Origin of the sequence: Comamonas odontotermitis (genome assembly GCF_040396735.1) — a bacterium.
In the GTDB taxonomy this organism is placed as follows: Bacteria; Pseudomonadota; Gammaproteobacteria; order Burkholderiales; family Burkholderiaceae_C; genus Comamonas; species Comamonas odontotermitis_C.
Genome location: NZ_JBEBNZ010000007.1, coordinates 1 through 18,446 on the forward strand (window position 1 = coordinate 1; position 18,446 = coordinate 18,446).

An 18,446-nucleotide genomic window follows, 5' to 3' on the forward strand; every position below is an offset into this window, starting at 1 on the left:
ATGAGTTCCTGATGGGGGAGAGCGACCTGCCACGTTGACAGGGTGGGGCGGCCTTCCCGGTCGCCCTTTGGGTCTCGTGAAACGGCAAGCTGAACGGTTGCCTTTGACTCACCGCCGCAAAACCAAGCCGCATACCGGAAGGTGTGCGGCTTTTTTGTTGGCAACTGGTGAACGGTTGGGCCCGTAAGGTGGTGTACTCCCCCTGAGTAATGGTGAATTTTCTGGATTTTGAGATTACTGGCTGTGCGCTTATCTTTTATACTGTCTACCAGTATCTGCAAAAACCTGCATCATGCCCCATTCGGTCGAAGACAAACGCCGTGCCATTACGCGCCTGAACCGCATTCGTGGGCAGGCTGATGCGCTGGCGCGCGCGGTGGAGGCGGGCACCGACTGCGCGCCCATCCTGCAGCAGCTGGCTGCGATGCGCGGCGCCGTGCATGGCCTGATGGCTGATCTGCTCGACAGCCATCTGCGCGAGACCATGGCCAGGCAGCCCGCGCCCTCGCAGACTGATATCGAAGAGATGCTGGCGCTGCTGCGCTCGTACCTCAAATAGGCGCGCTGCCCTGGCAGCGTTTGACCGTTCCACCCGTTTTTGACCCAAGGAGTCCACCCATGAAATCCCGCGCCGCTGTTGCCTTCAAAGCCGGAGAGCCCCTGCAGATCGTCGAGATCGACGTCGCGCCGCCCCAGGCGGGCGAGGTGCTGGTCAAGATCACCCATACTGGCGTGTGCCACACCGATGCCTTCACGCTGAGTGGCGATGATCCCGAAGGCCTCTTCCCCGCCGTGCTGGGCCATGAAGGCGCAGGCATTGTGGTGGAAGTGGGCGAGGGCGTGACCAGCGTCAAGCCTGGTGACCATGTGATTCCGCTCTACACCGCCGAATGCGGTGAATGCCTGTTCTGCAAAAGCGGCAAGACCAATCTGTGCACCGCCGTGCGCGCCACCCAGGGCAAGGGCGTGATGCCCGACGGAACCACGCGCTTCTCGTACAACGGCGAGCCCATCTACCACTACATGGGATGCTCCACGTTCAGCGAATACACGGTGGTGGCCGCCGTGTCGCTGGCCAAGATCAACCCCGATGCGAACCCCGAGCAGGTCTGCCTGCTGGGCTGCGGCGTAACCACGGGCCTGGGCGCCGTCAAGAACACCGCCAAGGTGCAGGAAGGCGACACGGTGGCCGTGTTCGGCCTGGGTGGGATTGGCCTGGCAGTCATTCAGGGCGCCAAGCTGGCCAAGGCCGGCCGCATCATCGCCGTCGATACCAACCCTGGCAAGTTCGAGCTGGCCCGCACCTTTGGCGCCACTGACTGCGTCAACCCCAAGGACCATGACAAGCCGATCCAGCAGGTGATCGTCGAGATGACCGGCTGGGGTGTGGACCACAGCTTTGAATGCATTGGCAACGTCCACGTCATGCGGGCCGCGCTCGAATGCGCGCACCGTGGCTGGGGCCAGAGCGTCATCATCGGTGTGGCAGGCAGCGGGCAGGAGATTTCGACCCGCCCCTTCCAGCTGGTGACCGGCCGCAAGTGGATGGGCACGGCCTTTGGCGGCGTCAAGGGCCGCTCGCAACTGCCTGGCATGGTGGAAGACGCGATGGCGGGCAAGATCCAGCTGGCACCGTTCGTCACCCACACCATGGGTCTGGCGCAGATCAACGAGGCATTCGACCTGATGCATGAAGGCAAGTCGATCCGCTCGGTCGTCAATTACGCCGAATAAAACCTCGCCGCACGCAATCGGCCCGCAGGCCCGACAATGGCGGGCTGAATGCTTTATTGCGGCAGCAGCCGCGCCCTTGTCTCCATGTCCTTCTCCACACTCGGCCTTGCGCCATCGCTCGCCCATGCCGCCCAATCGCAGGGGCTGATTGCGCCCACGGCCATCCAGCAGCAAGCCATCCCCGCCATTCTGGACGGTGGTGACCTGCTGGCTTGCGCGCCCACAGGCTCGGGCAAGACTGCCGCCTACGTGCTGCCGCTGTTGCAGGCCTGGATGCTGAGCGACGCGGGCGACAGGCCCGGGACGCGTGAAACCCAGGCCCTGGTTCTGGTGCCCACGCGTGAGCTGGCCACGCAGGTGGCAGAGCTGGTCTATTTTGTGGGCGAGGCACTGGGCCGCCGCCCCAAGGTGGCGGTGCTCACGGGCGGTGTATCCATCAATCCGCAACTGCTGGCCCTGCGCGGGGGCGTGGACATGGTGATTGCCACCCCCGGGCGTCTGCTGGATGTGGTGGACCACAGCAAACTGCGGCTGGACACCATTCGCACCCTGGTGCTGGACGAGGCCGACCGCCTGATGGACCTGGGTTTTGCCGACGAGCTGAACCGCGTGCTGGCCCTGGTGCCCGCCAAGGCGCAGCGCCAGACCCTGCTGCTGTCTGCCACGTTTGCCCCCGCCGTGCAGGCCCTGGTGCCCCAGCTGCTGTGCGACGGCCATGCGCGGGTCGAGATCGCATCCACCCACCTGGAAGACGCCACCATCGAGCAGCGCGCGCTGTACGTGGATGCCGCCAAGCGCACGCCGGTGCTGCGCGATCTGATCGAGCAGTACAAGGGCCAGCGCATGCTGGTGTTCGTGGCCAGCCGCTACAGCGCGGAGCACGTGGCCAACAAGCTGTACGACCGGGGCATCAACGCCACGGCCTTCCATGGCGAGCTGAGCCAGGGCGCACGCCAGCAGGTGCTGCAGGAGTTTCGCAGCAGCCAGTGGCAGGTGCTGATCACTACCGATCTGGCAGCGCGTGGCATCCATGTCGATGCGCTGCCGCTGGTCGTCAACTACGACCTGCCGCGCTCGCCGACCGATTACACCCACCGCATTGGCCGCACAGGCCGCGCAGGGCTGAGCGGCCTGGCCATCAGCCTCGTCACGCCCGCAAGCCTGGCGCACTGGAAGCTGATTGCCAAACGCAATGCGCTTGCTGTGGAGCTGGAGCAGTTGCCCTCCTATCCGGTGACCGAGCCCGAGCCCACGCTCCAGCCGCAGGAAGACGGAAACAACGGCGGCATCAAGGGCAAGCGCATGAGCAAGAAAGACAAACTGCGCGCGGCAGCACAACAGGCAGGCATGCCTGCGGCCCGCCCTGGCAAGACGACGCAGTGAATTAAAAAAGGATTTCCATGGTTGACGCCACCTCTACCCTCAAGCTCAACGCCGCCCATGCCTCTTTTGGCGGTGCGCAGCGCTTCTACGAGCACTTCTCCAGCGAGACGGGTCTGGTGATGAAGTTCTCCATCTATCTGCCGCCCAAGGCAGTTGAGGGTGAAAAGGTGCCTGTGCTGATGTACCTGGCAGGGCTCACCTGCACCGAAGAGACTTTCATGGTCAAGGCTGCAGCGCAGCGCCTGGCTGCCGAGCTGAATGTGGCTCTGCTGACGTGTGACACCAGCCCGCGCGGCGCGGGCCTGCAAGGTGAATCGGAGAGCTGGGATTTTGGCGTGGGGGCCGGTTTTTACCTCGATGCCACCGCCAAGCCCTGGGCGCTGCATTGGCGCATGGAAAGCTACATCCTCCATGACCTGCTACCGCTGGTGGGCGCCAGGCTGCCCGTCGATCTGCAGCGCCTGGGTATTTTGGGTCACAGCATGGGCGGCCATGGGGCGCTGACCCTGGCGCTGCGCCATCCCGGGGTGTTCAAATCGGTATCGGCCTTTGCACCCATTGCCAACCCCATTCACTGCCCTTGGGGCCAGAAAGCCTTTTCCGGCTACCTGGGCGACAACCAGGCAGCGTGGGCGCAGCATGATGCCACCGAGCTGATGACCGCGCAGTCGCAGGCGCCATACCCGGCAGGCATCCTGATCGACCAGGGGCTGGCCGACAAGTTTCTGCTCGAAAAGCAACTGCTGCCCGAAGCCTTCGAGGCTGCCTGCGCCAAGGCAGGCCAGCCGCTCACGCTGCGCCGCCATGCGGGCTACGACCACGGCTACTACTTCATCCAGACCTTCATGGATGAGCACCTGCGCTTTCACGCGCGCCAGTTGTAGGCTTGTGCGCGCTCCCGACCTGCTGCGGCCGGGCTACTTGCGCGCCTCGGTCAGCATCCGCAGGGCAAGACCCGCCAGTACGGTGCCCATCAACCAGCGCTGAACCTGTATCCAGCTGGGGCGCTGCGCCAAAAACACGGCGATGGAGCCTGCCAGCATTGCGATGGCGGCATTCACGCTGACGCTGATCACGATCTGCGTCAAGCCCAATGCGATGGACTGCGAAAAGACGCTGCCATGCGCGGGGGTGATGAACTGGGGCAGCAGCGACAGGTACATCACGGCAATCTTGGGATTGAGCAGGTTGGTGAGAAAGCCCATGGCAAACAGTTTTCGCGGGCTGTCCTGCGGCAGTTGCCGCACTTCGAACGGTGAGCGCCCCCCGGGTTTGACGGCTTGCCACGCCAGGTACAGCAGATACAGCGCGCCGCCAATGCGCAGCGCATCATAGGCAAATGGGATGGCCATCACGATGGCGGTGATGCCCAGAGCCGCGCACACCATGTAGAACACAAAGCCCAGTGCCACACCGCCCAGGGAGATCAGACCTGCGGTGCGCCCCTGGCAGATGGAGCGCGAGATCAGGTAGACCATGTTGGGCCCTGGTGTCAGCACCATGCCCAGCGAGATGAGGGCAAAGGCCAGCCAGTTGTTGAAATCAGGCATCGTCAATACTTTTCCGCAAGGTTGGAGGGCAAGCCGCACATCAGGTGCTGCGCGGCGATCCTACATCATAGACGCGCAGGTTTCTGTCACCCATCTCCAGCGCAGGCCATGCGGCGCGCCAGGTTTGGATGTGGCTGGATGCGAAATGCGCGTCCAGCGCGGTCTGGTCACTCCACAACTCCTTCACATGGATCAGGCCCGGCTCCAGCACGTCTTCGCCATAGCTGTACTCCAGGCACCCGGCCTCGGCGCGCGAGGCCTGCACCATCGCACGCATCGCAGGTCTGGCGCGCTCCAGGTTGGCGGCAGGCAGGCGGACGGTACCAACAATCAACAGCATGTGTTTTCCTTTCATGGATGCAAGCCAAGCAGGCAAGGGGCGGGGGGCGCCATCGAGATCCGCATTCGCGCCCCTCAGCCGGGCCGATTCTGGCGGTCAGCGCATCCAGCCTGGCACCCGGGTTTCCAGCAACTGGGGCACAGTATCGGCTGCGGTCCACAGCACCGCCAGCTGTTCCCATTCGGCGGCCCAGCGCTGGGCATCTTCGCGGCCCATGCCGATGACGAGAAAGCCCGGTTCGGCGGGCCAGCCGTTGGCAGGGTGCTGGGCCACGGTGGGCAGTGCCGCGTAGCCGGCGGCGCCCAGGGCGCGGCCCAACTGGGCATGGCGCTCGATGTTTTCGTCCTTGTCCAGCAATTCGCCCATGGGGTTGAAGGCGGTGATGAGGCAGGCGCAATCGGTCTGGTGCTGCTGGTAGAGAGCCGTGAGCACGGGCTGGGGCTGGCCCACCTGCAAGCCAAAGGGTGCTTGGTGCAGCACGTGGTACTGGGTTTCTTCAAAGGCCTTGCGCAGTGCGGGCGAGAGGGTGGTCATAGTTTGATAGCTGCCAGCGCTTTTTGGGTAAGCGCTGGCGGCATATTCCATTGAAAATCACGGCAGGGGCCAGCCTGTGCCAGCCAGGGTCGCCATCGTAGCGGCTTGCCGACGTCCGACTAGCCCGGCAGAGTTTTCCATAAAGGCGACACGAAATTCGTGTGATCGGAGACAATACCCGCTTCGCCCGCACTTGGTATCTTGTCCCGAACAAGCCAGGTGCTCTTATTTTGTCTTTCTCTTTGCGTTGTTGGACACCATGAAAAAACGTTCCTTCGTTGCCACCCTGGCGCTGTCTGCCCTGCTTGCCGCTTGCAGCAAGAATGAAGCTCCCAAGCCTGCGGCAGAAACGCCGGCGCCAGCGCCTGCACCGGTCGCTGCTGTGGCTTCCAAGCTGGTGGTGGGCCTGGACGACAACTTCCCGCCCATGGGTTTCCGTGACGAGAAGAACGAAATCGTGGGTTTTGACATCGACATGGCCCGCGAAGCGGCCAAACGCGCGGGCATCGAAGTGGAATTCAAGCCCATCGACTGGAACGCCAAGGAAGCCGAGTTGCTGGGCAAGCGCGTGGATGCGCTGTGGAACGGCCTGACGATTCTGGAAGAGCGCAAGGAAAAGATCCTGTTCACCGATCCGTACATGGTCAACAAGCAGATCATCATCGTGAAGGCTGGCTCGCCCATCAAGACCAAGGCCGACATGGCTGGCAAGGTGGTAGGCGCTCAGGAAGGCTCCAGTGCCGTGACGGCGATGGAAAAGGACAAGGAACTGTCGTCCAAGTTCAAGGAAACCAAGCTGTTTGGCGACAACATTGCTGCGCTGATGGACGTGGAAGCCGGCCGCCTGGATGTGGTGGTGGTGGACGAAGTGGTGGGCCGCTACCTGGTCAACAAGAAGCCTGACAACTATGTGGTGCTCGCAGACGACTTCGGCACCGAAGACTATGGCGTGGGCTTCCGCAAGGACGACGAGGCCACCCGCAACAAGATCAACGACGTGCTGGGCGAAATGAAGAAGGATGGCAAGGCCGAAGAGATCGCCAAGAAGTGGTTTGGCGCGGACGTGATCAAGCACTGATAGCGGATTGCAGGGTGCACACCGCGCCCTGCTGGTGCAAGAAATCTGCAAAAAACATAGCTGGTAGCGCGCAGCCATATTGACTCTTTGGCATGAAAGCCATTGAAGTTCAATGTGGATGAGCGCCACCAGCTCTCTTTTTGATAGAAGTGTGTGGCGGCGAGATGCGCCGCACACCGTCAGGCATACGGCGCGCGAGGCAGGGCGCCACCTGAGGGCATGCGATGGATTATGTAATTTCACTTCTGGGGCCGCTCTCCAATGGCGCCCTGGTGACTCTCAAGCTGTTTGTCATCACTCTGGTGCTGTCGGTGCCGTTGGGCCTGGCATTGGCGCTGGCGCGTATCTCGCCCTTCAAATGGCTCTCGCGCCTGGTCGAGGGCTACATCTGGCTGATGCGCGGCACGCCCTTGATGCTGCAGTTGCTGTTCATCTACTTTGCGCTGCCGTTCGTGCCAGTGGTCGGCGTTCGCCTGCCTGATTTTCCTGCGGCCGTGGTGGCGTTTGCGCTCAACTACGCCGCCTACTTTGCCGAAATCTTCCGTGCCGGCATCCAGAGCGTGGACCGTGGCCAGTACGAAGGCGCCAAAGTGCTGGGCCTGTCGTATGGCCAGACCATGCGCCGCATCGTGCTGCCGCAGATGATCCGCACCATCCTGCCGCCGGTCAGCAACGAAACCATCACCCTGGTCAAGGACACCTCGCTGATCTACGTGCTGGCACTGAACGACCTGCTGCGCGCCGCGCGTGGGATCGTTCAGCGCGATTTCACCACCACGCCTTTCGTGGTGGCTGCGGCCTTCTATCTCATCATGACCCTGGTGCTGACCTGGGGCTTCAACCGTTTGGAGAAACGCTATGCCAAGTACGACGCTTGATTTCACCCAGGCGGGCGTCATGGTGCAGGCCCGCGGCATCCACAAGGCCTTCGGCGGTGCCGAGGTGCTCAAGGGCGTGTCGCTCGATATCCACAAGGGCGAGGTCGTGGCAGTGATCGGACCGTCGGGCTCGGGCAAGAGCACATTCCTGCGCTGCCTGAACCACCTGGAGGTAATCGATTCCGGCTCCGTCGTGGTGGGCGGCGCCACCCTGGTGCAGAACAATGCCCAGGGCGTGGCGCAGTATGTGCCCGACGCCGAACTGCGCACCATTCTGCGCCGCATGGGCATGGTGTTTCAGTCGTTCAACCTCTTCCCGCACCTGACGGTGCTGGAAAACATCATCGAGGCACCGATGATCGTCAAGGGCATGACGCGCGACCAGATCATGCCCAAGGCGCAGGCGCTGCTGCGCAAGGTGGGCCTGTCGGAAAAGGCCGATGCCTACCCCGCCCGCCTGTCGGGCGGCCAGAAGCAGCGCGTGGCCATTGCGCGCGCACTGGCCATGGAGCCGGACATCATGCTGTTTGACGAGCCGACCTCCGCGCTGGACCCGGAGCTGACCGGCGAAGTGCTGCGCACCATGCGCGAGCTGGCCGAAGAGCACATGACCATGCTGGTGGTCACGCACGAAATGGGCTTTGCCCGGGAAGTGGCCAATACCGTTGTGTTCATGGACCAGGGTGAGCTGATCGAGGCCAAGCAGGCGAGGGCCTTTTTTGAGGAATGCAGCCACCCGCGCATCCGGTCGTTTCTGGAAAACATGCTCTGAGCGAGCGAAAGGGAAAGCTCCAGCGCGCAGAAAGATGCTGCCGGAGTGGCCATATTGACCTCAAGCGCCCGTCTGCCGGGCGCTTTTTGCTATTGAAAAAGAATTTTTCATAGCAGCGCCGTGGGTCGATGGCGCAGGGCTGCCGCACTGCAGCAAATCGTGCAACCGCCGCGCCAATAGCCTGCGGCGGCAAGGGGCCTCCCGCTGGCAAAGTGGCGATGTGATGCTATAAATACATGCGTGAATGTTTGTTGCAAATGTTGCTGCCAGAAGGTCGCTGCGTTCACCAATTGACGACAATGAGGATGACGGCGATCACGTATGATGATCAAGCCGGTTCCATCCGGTTTTTCTATGCCATCTACCGCTTCCACACCACTCGCAGAGCTACGCAACGTCACCTTTGGATATGGCGACCGCACCATCCTGCGCGATGTGTCGCTGACGATTCCGCGCGGCAAGGTAACGGCGCTGATGGGGGCGTCCGGCGGCGGAAAAACCACGATCCTGCGGCTGATTGGCGGCCAGGTGCGCGCCCAGGCTGGCGAAGTGCTGGTGGGCGGGCAGGATGTGGGTGCGATGAGCCAGGCCCAGCTGTATGCAGCACGGCGCCGCATGGGCATGCTGTTCCAGTTTGGCGCGCTGTTCACTGACATGAGCGTGTTCGAGAACGTGGCGTTTCCGCTGCGCGAGCACACCGATCTGGCAGAACCGCTGATCCGCGACATTGTGCTGATGAAGCTGCAGGCCGTGGGTCTGCGTGGCGCGCGCGATCTGATGCCCTCGCAGATATCGGGCGGCATGGCGCGGCGCGTGGCGCTGGCGCGGGCGATTGCGCTTGATCCCGAATTCATCATGTATGACGAGCCCTTTGCCGGGCTGGACCCGATTTCGCTGGGCACCTCGGCGCAGCTGATCCGTGAGCTCAACGACGCCATGGGACTGACGACCATCATCGTCTCGCACGATGTTGAAGAAACATTCAAGCTGGCCGATCAGGTGATCATTCTGGGCCCGGGCGTGGTGGCCGCACAAGGTTCGCCCGAAGAGGTGAAGGCCAGCACCGACCCACTGGTGCACCAGTTTGTGGGAGCACTGCCACAGGGCCCTGTGCCTTTTCATGTTCCAGGGCCCAGCATGGAAGAAGACTTCGGAGCGGGCGGCTCAGGCGTGGCCGGCTCAGTTGCAGCCGGCCCAGGCGCGGCTGCCAGGAAAGGAGGCCGCTGATGCGTTGGTGGCACCCTTCCGACATTGGTTTTGCATTGCGCAGCAAGGCGGTGGGCGTAGGCCAGGCTACGCGGTTGCTGCTGCGCTTGGTGGGCGCACTGGGCTACGTACTCAAGCGCCCGGCGCTGCTGCGCGACCAGATTCACTTTCTGGGCAATTATTCGCTCGCCATCATCGGCGTGTCGGGCCTGTTCGTGGGCTTTGTGCTGGGCCTGCAGGGCTACTACATCCTGCAGCGCTACGGCTCGACCGAAGCCGTGGGCATGATGGTGGCACTGACCCTGCTGCGCGAACTCGGGCCCGTGGTGACCGCCTTGCTGTTTGCCGGGCGTGCCGGCACGGCACTCACGGCCGAAATCGGCCTGATGAAAGCCGGCGAGCAACTGTCTGCCATGGAGATGATGGCGGTCGATCCCGTGGAGCGCATCCTGGCACCGCGCTTTTGGGCGGGCCTCATCACCATGCCTTTGCTGGCGGCCGTGTTCAGCGCAGTGGGCGTGGTCGGCGGCTGGATCGTGGGCGTGCTGATGCTCAATATCGACGGCGGCGCCTTCTGGGGCCAGATGCAGAATGGCGTCGATGTGCTGACCGATCTGGGCAATGGCGTCATCAAGAGCTTCGTGTTCGGTGTGACGGTGACCTTTGTGGCGCTGCTGCAGGGCTACGTGGCCAAGCCCACGCCTGAGGGCGTGTCGCGCGCCACCACGCGCACGGTGGTGATGGCATCGCTGGCGGTGCTGGCGCTGGATTTCCTGCTCACCGCAACCATGTTCAGTATTTGATGCTATAGAAAATAGAGTGACAAGAAACGGATTTGCATATGCAACCCTCTAAAACCGATTTTTGGGTCGGCCTGTTCGTGATGCTGGGAGCTGCCGCGCTGGTGTTTCTGGCGCTCAAGGCGGGCAACCTGCTGACCCTGGATTTCAGCAAGGGCTATGAGGTCACTGCCCGCTTCGATAACATTGGCGGCCTCAAGCCGCAGGCGGCGGTGCGCAGCGCTGGCGTCAAGGTGGGCAAGGTCAAGAACATTACGTTCAATGACAAGACCTTCCAGGCCGATGTGCACCTGGAGTTGAACAACGGCTATGCCTTTCCCAAGGACAGCTCGTTCAAGATCCTGACCAGCGGCCTGCTGGGCGACCAGTATGTGGGCGTCGAGCCAGGCTATGACGAGAAAACCCTTGCTGCCGGTGACACCATCACCAACACCCAGTCGGCCGTGGTGCTGGAAAATCTGATTGGCCAGTTCCTGTATGGCAAGGCTTCGGAAGGCGCGAGCGCCAAGCCGCAAGAATAATCCTAGATATAACAAGAGAACAACGATGACCAAGACGCAACCCCGATTTGGCGCGCGCCGCAGCTGGATGATGGCCGGGGCGCTGGGTGCCAGTGCCCTGATGGCCGGCTGTGCCACCGGCCCCAATGCCGACCCCCGCGACCCGCTGGAGCCCTACAACCGTGCGGTGTTCAAGTTCAATGACGCGCTGGACAACGCGGTGCTGGAGCCTGTGGCCACCGGCTACAAGGACATCACGCCCAAGCCCGTGCGCACGGCTGTGACCAATTTCTTTTCCAACTTGGGCGATCTGTGGTCTGTCGTCAACAACGCCTTGCAGCTCAAGGGCGAGGGCACCTACAACAGCGTGGTGCGTTTTACCACCAACACGGTGTTCGGTCTCGGCGGCCTGATCGACATCGCCTCGGACATGGACATCGAGCGCCGCAAGCAGGATTTTGGCCTGACCATGGCGCATTACGGCATGCCTGCTGGCGCCTATATTGTCTGGCCGCTGCTCGGCCCTTCGTCGGTGCGTGACTCGGTGGGCTTTGTCGTGGACTGGCAAGGCGATCCCGTTGGCTACGTCAACGACATAGGCGCGCGCAACTCCATCTATGCGTTGCGCGTAGTCAACACCCGCGCCAACCTGCTGGGCACCACCTCGCTGGTGGAGGCTGCAGCGCTCGACAAGTACAGCTTCACCCGCGACGCCTACCTGCAGCTGCGCCACCGTGCTGCAACGCCTGACGAGGTGGAGGACGAGACCCAGTGGATGAACGAATCCGCTGCCGAGCCCGCCCCGATGGGCAAGGTGTTCAAGAAGTAAGACATAAAGATTTACACCAGACACACGCCGGATTGAACTTCTCCGTCGGCGTTCGCGTCAAAAATGCAGTCATCTGCACTTGCAGAAGGCTGCTTGAAAGGAATGGACATGATGAATCGTCGCGCATGGGTGCAATACTCTGCCGCGTGGGCTGCAGTGGCATGCCTCGCGGGAGCGCCGCTGGCAGCGAGCGCTGCCGACATGGCTCCCGACGCCATGATCAAGCAACTGTCTGAACAGGTGCTGAACACCCTGAAGACCGACCAGAGCATCCGCGCAGGCGATGTGAGCAAGATCACCTCCTACGTCGACAGCGTGGTGATGCCCAATGTGGATTTCCGTCGCATGATGGCGTCTGCCGTCGGCCCCAAGTGGCGCACTGCCACGGCGGCCCAGCAGCAACAGCTGCAGGACGAGTTCAAGAAGCTGATGGTCAACACCTATGCGGGCGCCCTGCACCAGGTGAGCGACCAGACCATCAGCGTCAAGCCCGTGCGCATGCAGGAAGGCGACAAGGAAGTGGTGGTGCGCTCCGAGATCCTGGGCCGTGGCGATCCGATTCAGCTCGACTACCGCCTGGAGAAGACGCCTGGCCAAGGCATGGGCTGGAAGATCTACAACCTGAACGTGATGGGCATCTGGATGGTGGAGACCTACCGCAACCAGTTCCAGCAGGAGCTGAACAAGCCCGGTGGCAGTCCCCAGACGCTGATCGACTCCATCGTGGCCCGCAACAAGGCCAACGCAGGCAAGTAAGCCATGACCGCGCTGCGCCTGCCATCCACTCTCACCAACGCCCAGGCCACCGCCTGCCTGCAGCAATTGCAGGCGGGCTTGGCGCAGTTGCCAGCAGGCAGCGCAGCGGTGGTGGATGCCAGCGCGCTGGCGGTCTTCGATTCTGCGGCGCTAGCCGTATTGCTGGAATGCCGGCGCACGGCGCTGGCCGCAGGCCAGACTTTTCAGGTGGCGGGCCTGCCGGCGGCCGTTGCATCGCTGGCGCGCCTCTATGGCGTCGATGGCATGCTGCAGGTGGCATAACCCTGCTGCAGGCTACGCTTAAAGCACCCCTGTTGCATCTTTCTCCCCAGTTCAGCAGCCCGCGCGCGCTGCGCCTACAATGGCTGGCTCATGTCCGCCATCGCCTTCCAATCCGTCTCCAAGGTCTACCAGACTGCCAAGGGTTCTTTCCAGGCATTGAATAACGTCAACCTCGACATCGAGGAAGGCGAATTCTTTGGCCTGCTCGGCCCCAATGGTGCTGGCAAGACGACCATGATCAGCATTCTGGCGGGCCTGGCCCGCGCCAGCGGCGGCTCCGTCAAGGTGCTCGGCAGCGACGTGCGGGAGGACTATGCCAATGCGCGCCGCAAGCTGGGCATCGTGCCGCAGGAGCTGGTGTTCGATCCCTTCTTCAACGTGCGCGAGTCGCTGCGCATCCAGTCTGGCTACTTCGGGGTCAAAAACAACGATGCCTGGATTGACGAATTGCTGGAGAGCCTGGGCCTGGCCGACAAGGCCAACGCCAACATGCGCCAGCTCTCGGGCGGCATGAAGCGCCGCGTGCTGGTGGCGCAGGCGCTGGTGCACAAACCACCCATCATCGTGCTCGACGAGCCTACGGCAGGCGTGGACGTGGAATTGCGCCAGACGCTGTGGCAGTTTGTCAGCAAGCTCAACAAGCAGGGCCATACGGTGCTGCTCACCACCCATTACCTGGAGGAGGCCGAAGCCCTGTGCAACCGCATCGCAATGCTGCGCTCGGGCCATATCGTTGCGCTCTCCACCATGGCCGAGCTGCTGCAGGGCGGCTCGTCCAACGTGCTGCAGTTCAAGACCGATGCGCTGTTGCCTGCCGACCTGGCTGCGCAGGCCCGCATCACCGGCCGCATCGTACAGCTGCCCGCTGCCAGCGCGGTCGATGTGGAGCGCATTCTGGCGCAGTTGCGCAGCGTGGGCGTTCCCGTGGAAGATCTGGAGATCCGCCGCGCGGACCTGGAGGATGTGTTCTTGCAAGTGATGTCCCGCGATGCCGCATCCCCCCACGCCACTGCCCAGCTGGGCCAGGGGGTGGCGCGATGAACGGCTGGCAAACCCTGTTCTACAAAGAGGTGCTGCGCTTTTGGAAGGTGAGCTTCCAGACCATTGCGGCACCGGTGCTGACCGCCGTGCTGTACCTGTTGATCTTTGGCCATGTGCTGCAAGGCCGGGTGACGGTGTTCAACGACGTCAGCTACACCGCATTCCTGGTGCCCGGCCTCGTGATGATGAGCCTGCTGCAGAACGCATTTGCCAACAGCTCATCGAGCCTCGTGCAAAGCAAGATCATGGGCAGCCTGGTGTTCGTGCTGCTCACGCCGCTGTCGCACTGGGGCTGGTTCTTTGCCTTTGTGGGCGCGGCCGTGGTGCGCGGCCTGGCGGTGGGCGTGGGCGTGTACGTGGTCACCTTGTTCTTTGCGCCGCCCCATTTCGCGTCGCTGCCCTGGGCCCTGATGTTTGCGGTATTGGGCGCTGCGCTCATGGGCACTCTGGGCCTGATTGCCGGGCTGTGGGCCGACAAGTTCGACCAGATGGCTGCGTTCCAGAACTTCGTCATCGTGCCAATGACATTCCTCTCGGGCGTGTTCTATTCCATCCAGTCGCTGCCGCCGTTCTGGCAGAAGGTCAGCCACCTCAACCCGTTCTTCTACATGATCGACGGCTTCCGCTACGGCTTTTTCGGCCAGAGCGATACCTCGCCCTGGCTGAGCCTGGGCATTGTGGGCGTGGCATGGCTGTTGGTGAGCGCACTGGCCGTGCATCTGCTGCGCACCGGCTACAAAATCAGAAACTGAAATGACTGCTGACGAACTTCAAAACATCATTGCCGCGGGCCTCGCCTGCGACCATATCTCGCTGGAAGGCGATGGCCGCCACTGGTTTGCCACCATCGTCTCGCCCGCATTTGAAGGCAAGCGCCTGATTCAGCGGCACCAGTTGGTCTACGCCACGCTGGGCCAGAAAATGCACACCGACGAGGTGCATGCCCTGTCGATGAAGACCCTCACGCCCGCCGAGTGGGCGGCGCAATCGGTTTGATACTATTGTTTTGATAGCTGCTGGCGCGCATCCACCATGCGCTGATGGCTGGTTTCATTCAAAATCAGCAGCGAAAGTGCTTCCATGGACAAGAACACCATGATCACCCTGGCCCTCTCCAAGGGCCGCATCTTTGACGAAACCCTGCCACTGCTGGCCGCTGCCGGCATCGAGGTGCTGGAAGACCCGGAAAAGTCGCGCAAGCTGATTTTCCCCACCACCCAGCCCGATGTGCAGGTGGTGCTGGTGCGTGCCACCGATGTTCCCACCTATGTGCAGTATGGCGGCGCCGATGCCGGTGTGACCGGCAAGGACACCTTGCTGGAGCATGGCGGCAGCGGCTTGTTCCAGCCACTGGATCTGCAGATTGCCAAGTGCCGCGTGAGCGTGGCAGTGCGCAACGATTTTGACTATGAGCAGGCCGTCAAGCGTGGTGCCCGCCTGCGCGTGGCCACCAAGTACACCGAGATCGCGCGCGAGTTCTTTGCCAACAAGGGCGTACACGTCGACCTGATCAAGCTCTACGGCAGCATGGAGCTGGCGCCGCTCACAGGCCTGGCCGATGCCATTGTCGATCTGGTGAGCACCGGCAACACGCTCAAGGCCAACAACCTCAAGGAGGTCGAGCACATCATCGATATCAGCTCGCACCTGGTGGTCAACCAGGCCGCGCTCAAGCTCAAGCAGCAGCGCCTGCGCCATATCATTGATGTGTTTGCGGCAGGCATTGCCAAAAACAACTGATCCCTTTCTTGGCCACCCGGTCGATTGCCTTCCTCACGGGATCCTGATGGCCAAGACATGGAAAATGATGGACTTCACACCCTGGTAATCACTATGGAATTCGTAGCTGCTCCCGCCCGACTGTCAACTGCTAGTGCCACTTTTGAGCATGATTTTGCGCAGCGCCTGCATTGGTCGGCCGATACGGATGCAGCCATCGAGCAGCGCGTGGCAGACATCCTGGCCGATGTGCAAAAGCGCGGCGATGCGGCTGTGCTGGAGTACACCGCACGCTTCGATGGTCTGCAGGCCGAGGGCATGGCTGCGCTGGAGCTCAAACAGGACGAACTCAAGGCGGCCTTCGAGGGCCTGCCCTCCGAGCAGCGCGAGGCCCTGGAATCGGCCGCACGCCGCGTGCGCAGCTACCATGAGGCGCAGAAGAAGGCCAATGGCGAAAGCTGGAGCTACCGCGACGAAGACGGCACGCTGCTGGGCCAGAAGGTCACGCCGCTGGACCGCGTGGGCATCTACGTGCCGGGCGGCAAGGCGGCCTATCCCTCCAGCGTGCTGATGAACGCAATCCCCGCCCATGTGGCAGGTGTGCAGGACATCATCATGGTCGTGCCAACGCCCAAAGGCGAAAAGAATGCGCTGGTGCTGGCTGCCGCCTATGTGGCGGGTGTACACCGGGCCTTCACCATCGGCGGCGCGCAGGCCGTAGCGGCCCTGGCCTACGGCACGGCCACCATTCCCAAGGTGGACAAGATCACCGGCCCCGGCAACGCCTATGTGGCCAGCGCCAAGAAGCGCGTGTTCGGCATCGTGGGCATCGACATGATTGCCGGGCCCTCCGAGATTCTGGTGCTGGCCGACGGCACGACGCCCCCCGAGTGGGTGGCGATGGACCTGTTCAGCCAGGCCGAGCATGACGAGTTGGCGCAGTCCATTCTGCTGTGCCCCGATGCCGCCTACATCGAGGCCGTGCAGCGCGAAATTGACCGACTGCTGCCCGAGATGCCGCGCATGGCCATCATCGCCAAGAGCCTGACCGACCGTGGCGCGCTGATCCTGACGCGCGATATGGAAGAGGCCTGCGCCATCTCCAACCGCATTGCTCCTGAGCATCTGGAAGTCTCCAGCAGCGACCCGCACCGTTGGGAGCCATTGCTGCGCCATGCAGGCGCGATCTTCCTGGGCGCCTACACCAGCGAAAGCCTGGGCGACTACTGCGCTGGCCCCAACCACGTGCTGCCCACCAGCGGTACGGCGCGCTTTTCGTCACCCCTGGGTGTGTACGATTTCCAGAAGCGCTCCAGCCTCATCGAAGTGAGCGAAGCCGGTGCGCAGATTTTGGGCAAAACAGCTTCCGTGCTCGCCTATGGCGAAGGCCTGCAGGGCCATGCCCGCGCGGCGGAAATGCGGCTGAAGCGTTAAGGCTCTTGGCCCGTACGGTGTCCTGAACCACCCGGCACGCCAGCAGCTGTGCCGGGCGACTGGTTCAACGCCGCTCGCAGGCCGCAGGCACATATGCCCGCCATTGCACCACCAGCGGCTGCTGCTTTTGTGCGCGTGGCCAGGGAATGCTCCAGGTGCCTTCCTGCATCCGCATATCGGGGCGGCTGCCCAGGTCTTGCAGAACGGCCACCGGCGCTGGCTCTCCGTCCTCGGCGTCTTCCGGTCTCCATGCCCAGAGCGCGCCGTGGCGCTGCACGCGCTCGGCCGTCACCCACGGGGTAAAGCGCGGGTCGCCAAAAAGCAGTACCGATGGCTGGCTGGGCGTGTGGATGGCAATCAAGCCAGCGGTCCAGGCATCGCCGGCCACGGTGTTCAGCGGGCAGGTGGAGAGCTGGTTCCAGGTCTGGTTGGCCTGCTGGGCCAGGGCTGCGGCGGGCCAGTCGGAGCGCACGGGGCGCTTGCGCCAGTCGTGCACGTAGGCCAGGTACGAGCCTGAGAGCAGCGAAATCAGCACCAGCCATACGGTGATGCCGCGCAGCAGGTAGGGCCGCATGCTGGCAAGCCACGCCGTAGGCAGCAGACTGGCTACCAGCAAGCCGGTGAAGGGCCAGATGGGAACGCCCCACATGTCACGCAGGCGCACTCCGGCCAGCAGGCCCACCAGTACCAGCAGCAGGCCCGGGGCCAGAGCGATCAGCAGCAGGTAACGCGGCTGGCTGCTGTGGATGTGCCAGCCGGGTTGCACAGGTGGCAGCTGCTTGGTGAATCGGGTTCGCGCCCAGGCGAACAGCACCACCAGCAGGAGCGGCAGGTGGTTGAGCATCTGGGTCAGCAGAAAGGACAGGGCCCCCATCTGCGGCGAGGAGCCGACCTTGGCGGCGCGCCCCTGCGCATAGGCAAAAGGCAGCCAGTCGTTCTGCTGCAGCCAGAGAGCGTGCGGGGCAAAGACGAGCGCCATGGCCCCAATGGACAGCCACGGGCCGGGCTGGCGCAACACGCTGCGCGCCGGTGTCAGCACGGTGAAAAGCGCCAGGCATGCCAGCAGCAGGCCGATGGAATACTTGCACAGCAGCCCCACGCCCGCCAACAGGCCCAGGGCCAGCCACTGGCGCAGTTTTCCGTCTTGCCAGGCGGCCAGATAGAAGTAGCAGATGCCCGCCCAGAAAGGCATCTGCGCGATGTTGTGGTTGAACTCCAGCGCAGGCCGGGTGTAGAAGACCACGCCCATGGTCAACACCGTGCCGATCAGTGCGCGGTCGCGCGAGACGAGGCGGCAGGCCGTGAGCCACACCAGCCACAGCGTCAGGCCAACGCACAGCTGGCTCAGAATGAAGGGTCCAAAGCGGCCAAACGCCACCCAGAACACATGCAGCGCAATAGGGGGTAGCGGTGGGTGCTTGTAGGTACCCCATTGCCACTCCCGGCCCCAGCCCAGGCTCTCCACAACGTCCAGTGGAAAGCTGGGTGCAAGAAAGGGCGGTACGAGCGACCAGGCCAGCGCATAAATGGCTGCGATCCAGAAAAGGGCACGCGGCAGGGGTGTTGACGGCAGAGAGGCGCTGGTCATGAGAGGTTGAGCAAAATCAAAT

22 protein-coding genes are annotated in these 18,446 nt (G+C 62.9%); 18 read left to right on the forward strand and 4 right to left on the reverse strand.

The genetic code is table 11. The features are described from left to right. Positions 1-292 precede the first annotated feature (292 nt). From ACH2DG_RS08385 to fghA, 4 genes are all read left to right on the forward strand, one after another. Complete coding sequence (locus ACH2DG_RS08385; RefSeq protein ID WP_395025451.1) at positions 293-559, forward strand: metal/formaldehyde-sensitive transcriptional repressor; 267 nt, start codon at positions 293-295, stop codon at positions 557-559. 59 nt (positions 560-618) lie between these two features. After that, a complete protein-coding gene (locus tag ACH2DG_RS08390; protein WP_395025452.1) occupies positions 619-1,734 on the forward strand; it encodes an S-(hydroxymethyl)glutathione dehydrogenase/class III alcohol dehydrogenase in 1,116 nt (371 codons plus the stop codon). 84 nt (positions 1,735-1,818) lie between these two features. Beyond that, positions 1,819-3,117, forward strand: coding sequence for a DEAD/DEAH box helicase (locus tag ACH2DG_RS08395; RefSeq protein WP_395025453.1), 1,299 nt, complete (start codon positions 1,819-1,821; stop codon positions 3,115-3,117). A gap of 17 nt (positions 3,118-3,134) precedes the next feature. Continuing rightward, on the forward strand, positions 3,135-4,001 hold the full coding sequence (gene fghA / locus ACH2DG_RS08400; protein ID WP_395025455.1) for an S-formylglutathione hydrolase: 867 nt from the start codon (positions 3,135-3,137) through the stop codon (positions 3,999-4,001). Positions 4,002-4,034: 33 nt separating this feature from the next. Here fghA and ACH2DG_RS08405 read toward each other — a convergent pair whose 3' ends face one another. From ACH2DG_RS08405 to ACH2DG_RS08415, 3 genes are all read right to left on the reverse strand, one after another. After that, entirely contained in the window at positions 4,035-4,667 is a 633-nt protein-coding gene (locus ACH2DG_RS08405) for a LysE family translocator (RefSeq protein WP_395025456.1), read from the reverse strand. A 40-nt stretch (positions 4,668-4,707) separates the two neighbouring features. Continuing rightward, positions 4,708-5,007, reverse strand: coding sequence for a putative quinol monooxygenase (locus tag ACH2DG_RS08410; protein WP_395025458.1), 300 nt, complete (start codon positions 5,005-5,007; stop codon positions 4,708-4,710). A gap of 96 nt (positions 5,008-5,103) precedes the next feature. Further along, the gene (locus tag ACH2DG_RS08415; protein WP_395025460.1) at positions 5,104-5,541 is read right to left on the reverse strand and encodes a DUF3293 domain-containing protein; all 438 of its coding nucleotides are present in this window, start codon (positions 5,539-5,541) and stop codon (positions 5,104-5,106) included. Between the two features lie 259 nt (positions 5,542-5,800). On the opposite strand from ACH2DG_RS08415, the gene ACH2DG_RS08420 reads away from it, so the two are divergent. The 14 genes from ACH2DG_RS08420 to hisD all read left to right on the forward strand — a co-directional run bounded on the left by ACH2DG_RS08420 (position 5,801) and on the right by hisD (position 16,836). Further along, on the forward strand, positions 5,801-6,619 hold the full coding sequence (locus ACH2DG_RS08420; RefSeq protein WP_395025461.1) for an amino acid ABC transporter substrate-binding protein: 819 nt from the start codon (positions 5,801-5,803) through the stop codon (positions 6,617-6,619). A 224-nt stretch (positions 6,620-6,843) separates the two neighbouring features. Then, positions 6,844-7,497, forward strand: a complete 654-nt coding sequence (locus tag ACH2DG_RS08425; protein ID WP_224150217.1) for an amino acid ABC transporter permease — start codon at positions 6,844-6,846, stop codon at positions 7,495-7,497. Next, positions 7,478-8,269 (forward strand): amino acid ABC transporter ATP-binding protein, encoded by a 792-nt coding sequence (locus tag ACH2DG_RS08430; protein ID WP_395025462.1) that lies wholly within the window; start codon positions 7,478-7,480, stop codon positions 8,267-8,269. Before ACH2DG_RS08425 ends, ACH2DG_RS08430 begins: the two co-directional genes overlap by 20 nt. Before the next feature lie 354 nt (positions 8,270-8,623). Beyond that, on the forward strand, positions 8,624-9,496 hold the full coding sequence (locus ACH2DG_RS08435; protein WP_395025463.1) for an ABC transporter ATP-binding protein: 873 nt from the start codon (positions 8,624-8,626) through the stop codon (positions 9,494-9,496). Further along, on the forward strand, positions 9,496-10,278 hold the full coding sequence (gene mlaE / locus ACH2DG_RS08440; RefSeq protein WP_395025465.1) for a lipid asymmetry maintenance ABC transporter permease subunit MlaE: 783 nt from the start codon (positions 9,496-9,498) through the stop codon (positions 10,276-10,278). Before ACH2DG_RS08435 ends, mlaE begins: the two co-directional genes overlap by 1 nt. Before the next feature lie 38 nt (positions 10,279-10,316). Further along, entirely contained in the window at positions 10,317-10,796 is a 480-nt protein-coding gene (gene mlaD / locus ACH2DG_RS08445) for an outer membrane lipid asymmetry maintenance protein MlaD (protein ID WP_184707030.1), read from the forward strand. A 25-nt stretch (positions 10,797-10,821) separates the two neighbouring features. Further along, entirely contained in the window at positions 10,822-11,604 is a 783-nt protein-coding gene (locus tag ACH2DG_RS08450; protein ID WP_395025466.1) for a VacJ family lipoprotein, read from the forward strand. A 108-nt stretch (positions 11,605-11,712) separates the two neighbouring features. Continuing rightward, positions 11,713-12,360 (forward strand): phospholipid-binding protein MlaC, encoded by a 648-nt coding sequence (locus ACH2DG_RS08455; protein ID WP_395025467.1) that lies wholly within the window; start codon positions 11,713-11,715, stop codon positions 12,358-12,360. A gap of 3 nt (positions 12,361-12,363) precedes the next feature. Further along, the gene (locus ACH2DG_RS08460) at positions 12,364-12,642 is read left to right on the forward strand and encodes a lipid asymmetry maintenance protein MlaB (RefSeq protein ID WP_395025468.1); all 279 of its coding nucleotides are present in this window, start codon (positions 12,364-12,366) and stop codon (positions 12,640-12,642) included. A 90-nt stretch (positions 12,643-12,732) separates the two neighbouring features. Further along, positions 12,733-13,683 carry an ABC transporter ATP-binding protein gene (locus ACH2DG_RS08465; RefSeq protein WP_395025469.1) on the forward strand — a complete coding sequence of 317 codons (951 nt, stop codon included), beginning with the start codon at positions 12,733-12,735 and terminating at the stop codon, positions 13,681-13,683. Next, positions 13,680-14,435, forward strand: a complete 756-nt coding sequence (locus ACH2DG_RS08470; RefSeq protein WP_224150211.1) for an ABC transporter permease — start codon at positions 13,680-13,682, stop codon at positions 14,433-14,435. Before ACH2DG_RS08465 ends, ACH2DG_RS08470 begins: the two co-directional genes overlap by 4 nt. Position 14,436: 1 nt before the next feature. Beyond that, complete coding sequence (locus ACH2DG_RS08475) at positions 14,437-14,679, forward strand: BolA family protein (protein WP_395025471.1); 243 nt, start codon at positions 14,437-14,439, stop codon at positions 14,677-14,679. Between the two features lie 99 nt (positions 14,680-14,778). After that, positions 14,779-15,423, forward strand: a complete 645-nt coding sequence (gene hisG, locus ACH2DG_RS08480; protein ID WP_184707169.1) for an ATP phosphoribosyltransferase — start codon at positions 14,779-14,781, stop codon at positions 15,421-15,423. 93 nt (positions 15,424-15,516) lie between these two features. Continuing rightward, on the forward strand, positions 15,517-16,836 hold the full coding sequence (gene hisD, locus ACH2DG_RS08485) for a histidinol dehydrogenase (protein ID WP_395025473.1): 1,320 nt from the start codon (positions 15,517-15,519) through the stop codon (positions 16,834-16,836). A 64-nt stretch (positions 16,837-16,900) separates the two neighbouring features. Here hisD and ACH2DG_RS08490 read toward each other — a convergent pair whose 3' ends face one another. Next, positions 16,901-18,424, reverse strand: coding sequence for a glycosyltransferase family 39 protein (locus ACH2DG_RS08490; protein WP_395025474.1), 1,524 nt, complete (start codon positions 18,422-18,424; stop codon positions 16,901-16,903). Positions 18,425-18,446: the final 22 nt, after the last annotated feature.

Excerpts from the sequence above, each read along its gene's own strand:
- ACH2DG_RS08385 (WP_395025451.1), top strand. The coding sequence starts at position 293 with ATGCCCCATTCGGTCGAAGACAAACGCCGTGCCATTACGCGCCTGAAC.
- ACH2DG_RS08390 (WP_395025452.1), top strand. The coding sequence starts at position 619 with ATGAAATCCCGCGCCGCTGTTGCCTTCAAAGCCGGAGAGCCCCTGCAG.
- ACH2DG_RS08395 (WP_395025453.1), top strand. The coding sequence starts at position 1,819 with ATGTCCTTCTCCACACTCGGCCTTGCGCCATCGCTCGCCCATGCCGCC.
- fghA (WP_395025455.1), top strand. The coding sequence starts at position 3,135 with ATGGTTGACGCCACCTCTACCCTCAAGCTCAACGCCGCCCATGCCTCT.
- ACH2DG_RS08405 (WP_395025456.1), bottom strand. The coding sequence starts at position 4,667 with ATGCCTGATTTCAACAACTGGCTGGCCTTTGCCCTCATCTCGCTGGGC.
- ACH2DG_RS08410 (WP_395025458.1), bottom strand. The coding sequence starts at position 5,007 with ATGCTGTTGATTGTTGGTACCGTCCGCCTGCCTGCCGCCAACCTGGAG.
- ACH2DG_RS08415 (WP_395025460.1), bottom strand. The coding sequence starts at position 5,541 with ATGACCACCCTCTCGCCCGCACTGCGCAAGGCCTTTGAAGAAACCCAG.
- ACH2DG_RS08420 (WP_395025461.1), top strand. The coding sequence starts at position 5,801 with ATGAAAAAACGTTCCTTCGTTGCCACCCTGGCGCTGTCTGCCCTGCTT.
- ACH2DG_RS08425 (WP_224150217.1), top strand. The coding sequence starts at position 6,844 with ATGGATTATGTAATTTCACTTCTGGGGCCGCTCTCCAATGGCGCCCTG.
- ACH2DG_RS08430 (WP_395025462.1), top strand. The coding sequence starts at position 7,478 with ATGCCAAGTACGACGCTTGATTTCACCCAGGCGGGCGTCATGGTGCAG.
- ACH2DG_RS08435 (WP_395025463.1), top strand. The coding sequence starts at position 8,624 with ATGCCATCTACCGCTTCCACACCACTCGCAGAGCTACGCAACGTCACC.
- mlaE (WP_395025465.1), top strand. The coding sequence starts at position 9,496 with ATGCGTTGGTGGCACCCTTCCGACATTGGTTTTGCATTGCGCAGCAAG.
- mlaD (WP_184707030.1), top strand. The coding sequence starts at position 10,317 with ATGCAACCCTCTAAAACCGATTTTTGGGTCGGCCTGTTCGTGATGCTG.
- ACH2DG_RS08450 (WP_395025466.1), top strand. The coding sequence starts at position 10,822 with ATGACCAAGACGCAACCCCGATTTGGCGCGCGCCGCAGCTGGATGATG.
- ACH2DG_RS08455 (WP_395025467.1), top strand. The coding sequence starts at position 11,713 with ATGATGAATCGTCGCGCATGGGTGCAATACTCTGCCGCGTGGGCTGCA.
- ACH2DG_RS08460 (WP_395025468.1), top strand. The coding sequence starts at position 12,364 with ATGACCGCGCTGCGCCTGCCATCCACTCTCACCAACGCCCAGGCCACC.
- ACH2DG_RS08465 (WP_395025469.1), top strand. The coding sequence starts at position 12,733 with ATGTCCGCCATCGCCTTCCAATCCGTCTCCAAGGTCTACCAGACTGCC.
- ACH2DG_RS08470 (WP_224150211.1), top strand. The coding sequence starts at position 13,680 with ATGAACGGCTGGCAAACCCTGTTCTACAAAGAGGTGCTGCGCTTTTGG.
- ACH2DG_RS08475 (WP_395025471.1), top strand. The coding sequence starts at position 14,437 with ATGACTGCTGACGAACTTCAAAACATCATTGCCGCGGGCCTCGCCTGC.
- hisG (WP_184707169.1), top strand. The coding sequence starts at position 14,779 with ATGATCACCCTGGCCCTCTCCAAGGGCCGCATCTTTGACGAAACCCTG.
- hisD (WP_395025473.1), top strand. The coding sequence starts at position 15,517 with ATGGAATTCGTAGCTGCTCCCGCCCGACTGTCAACTGCTAGTGCCACT.
- ACH2DG_RS08490 (WP_395025474.1), bottom strand. The coding sequence starts at position 18,424 with ATGACCAGCGCCTCTCTGCCGTCAACACCCCTGCCGCGTGCCCTTTTC.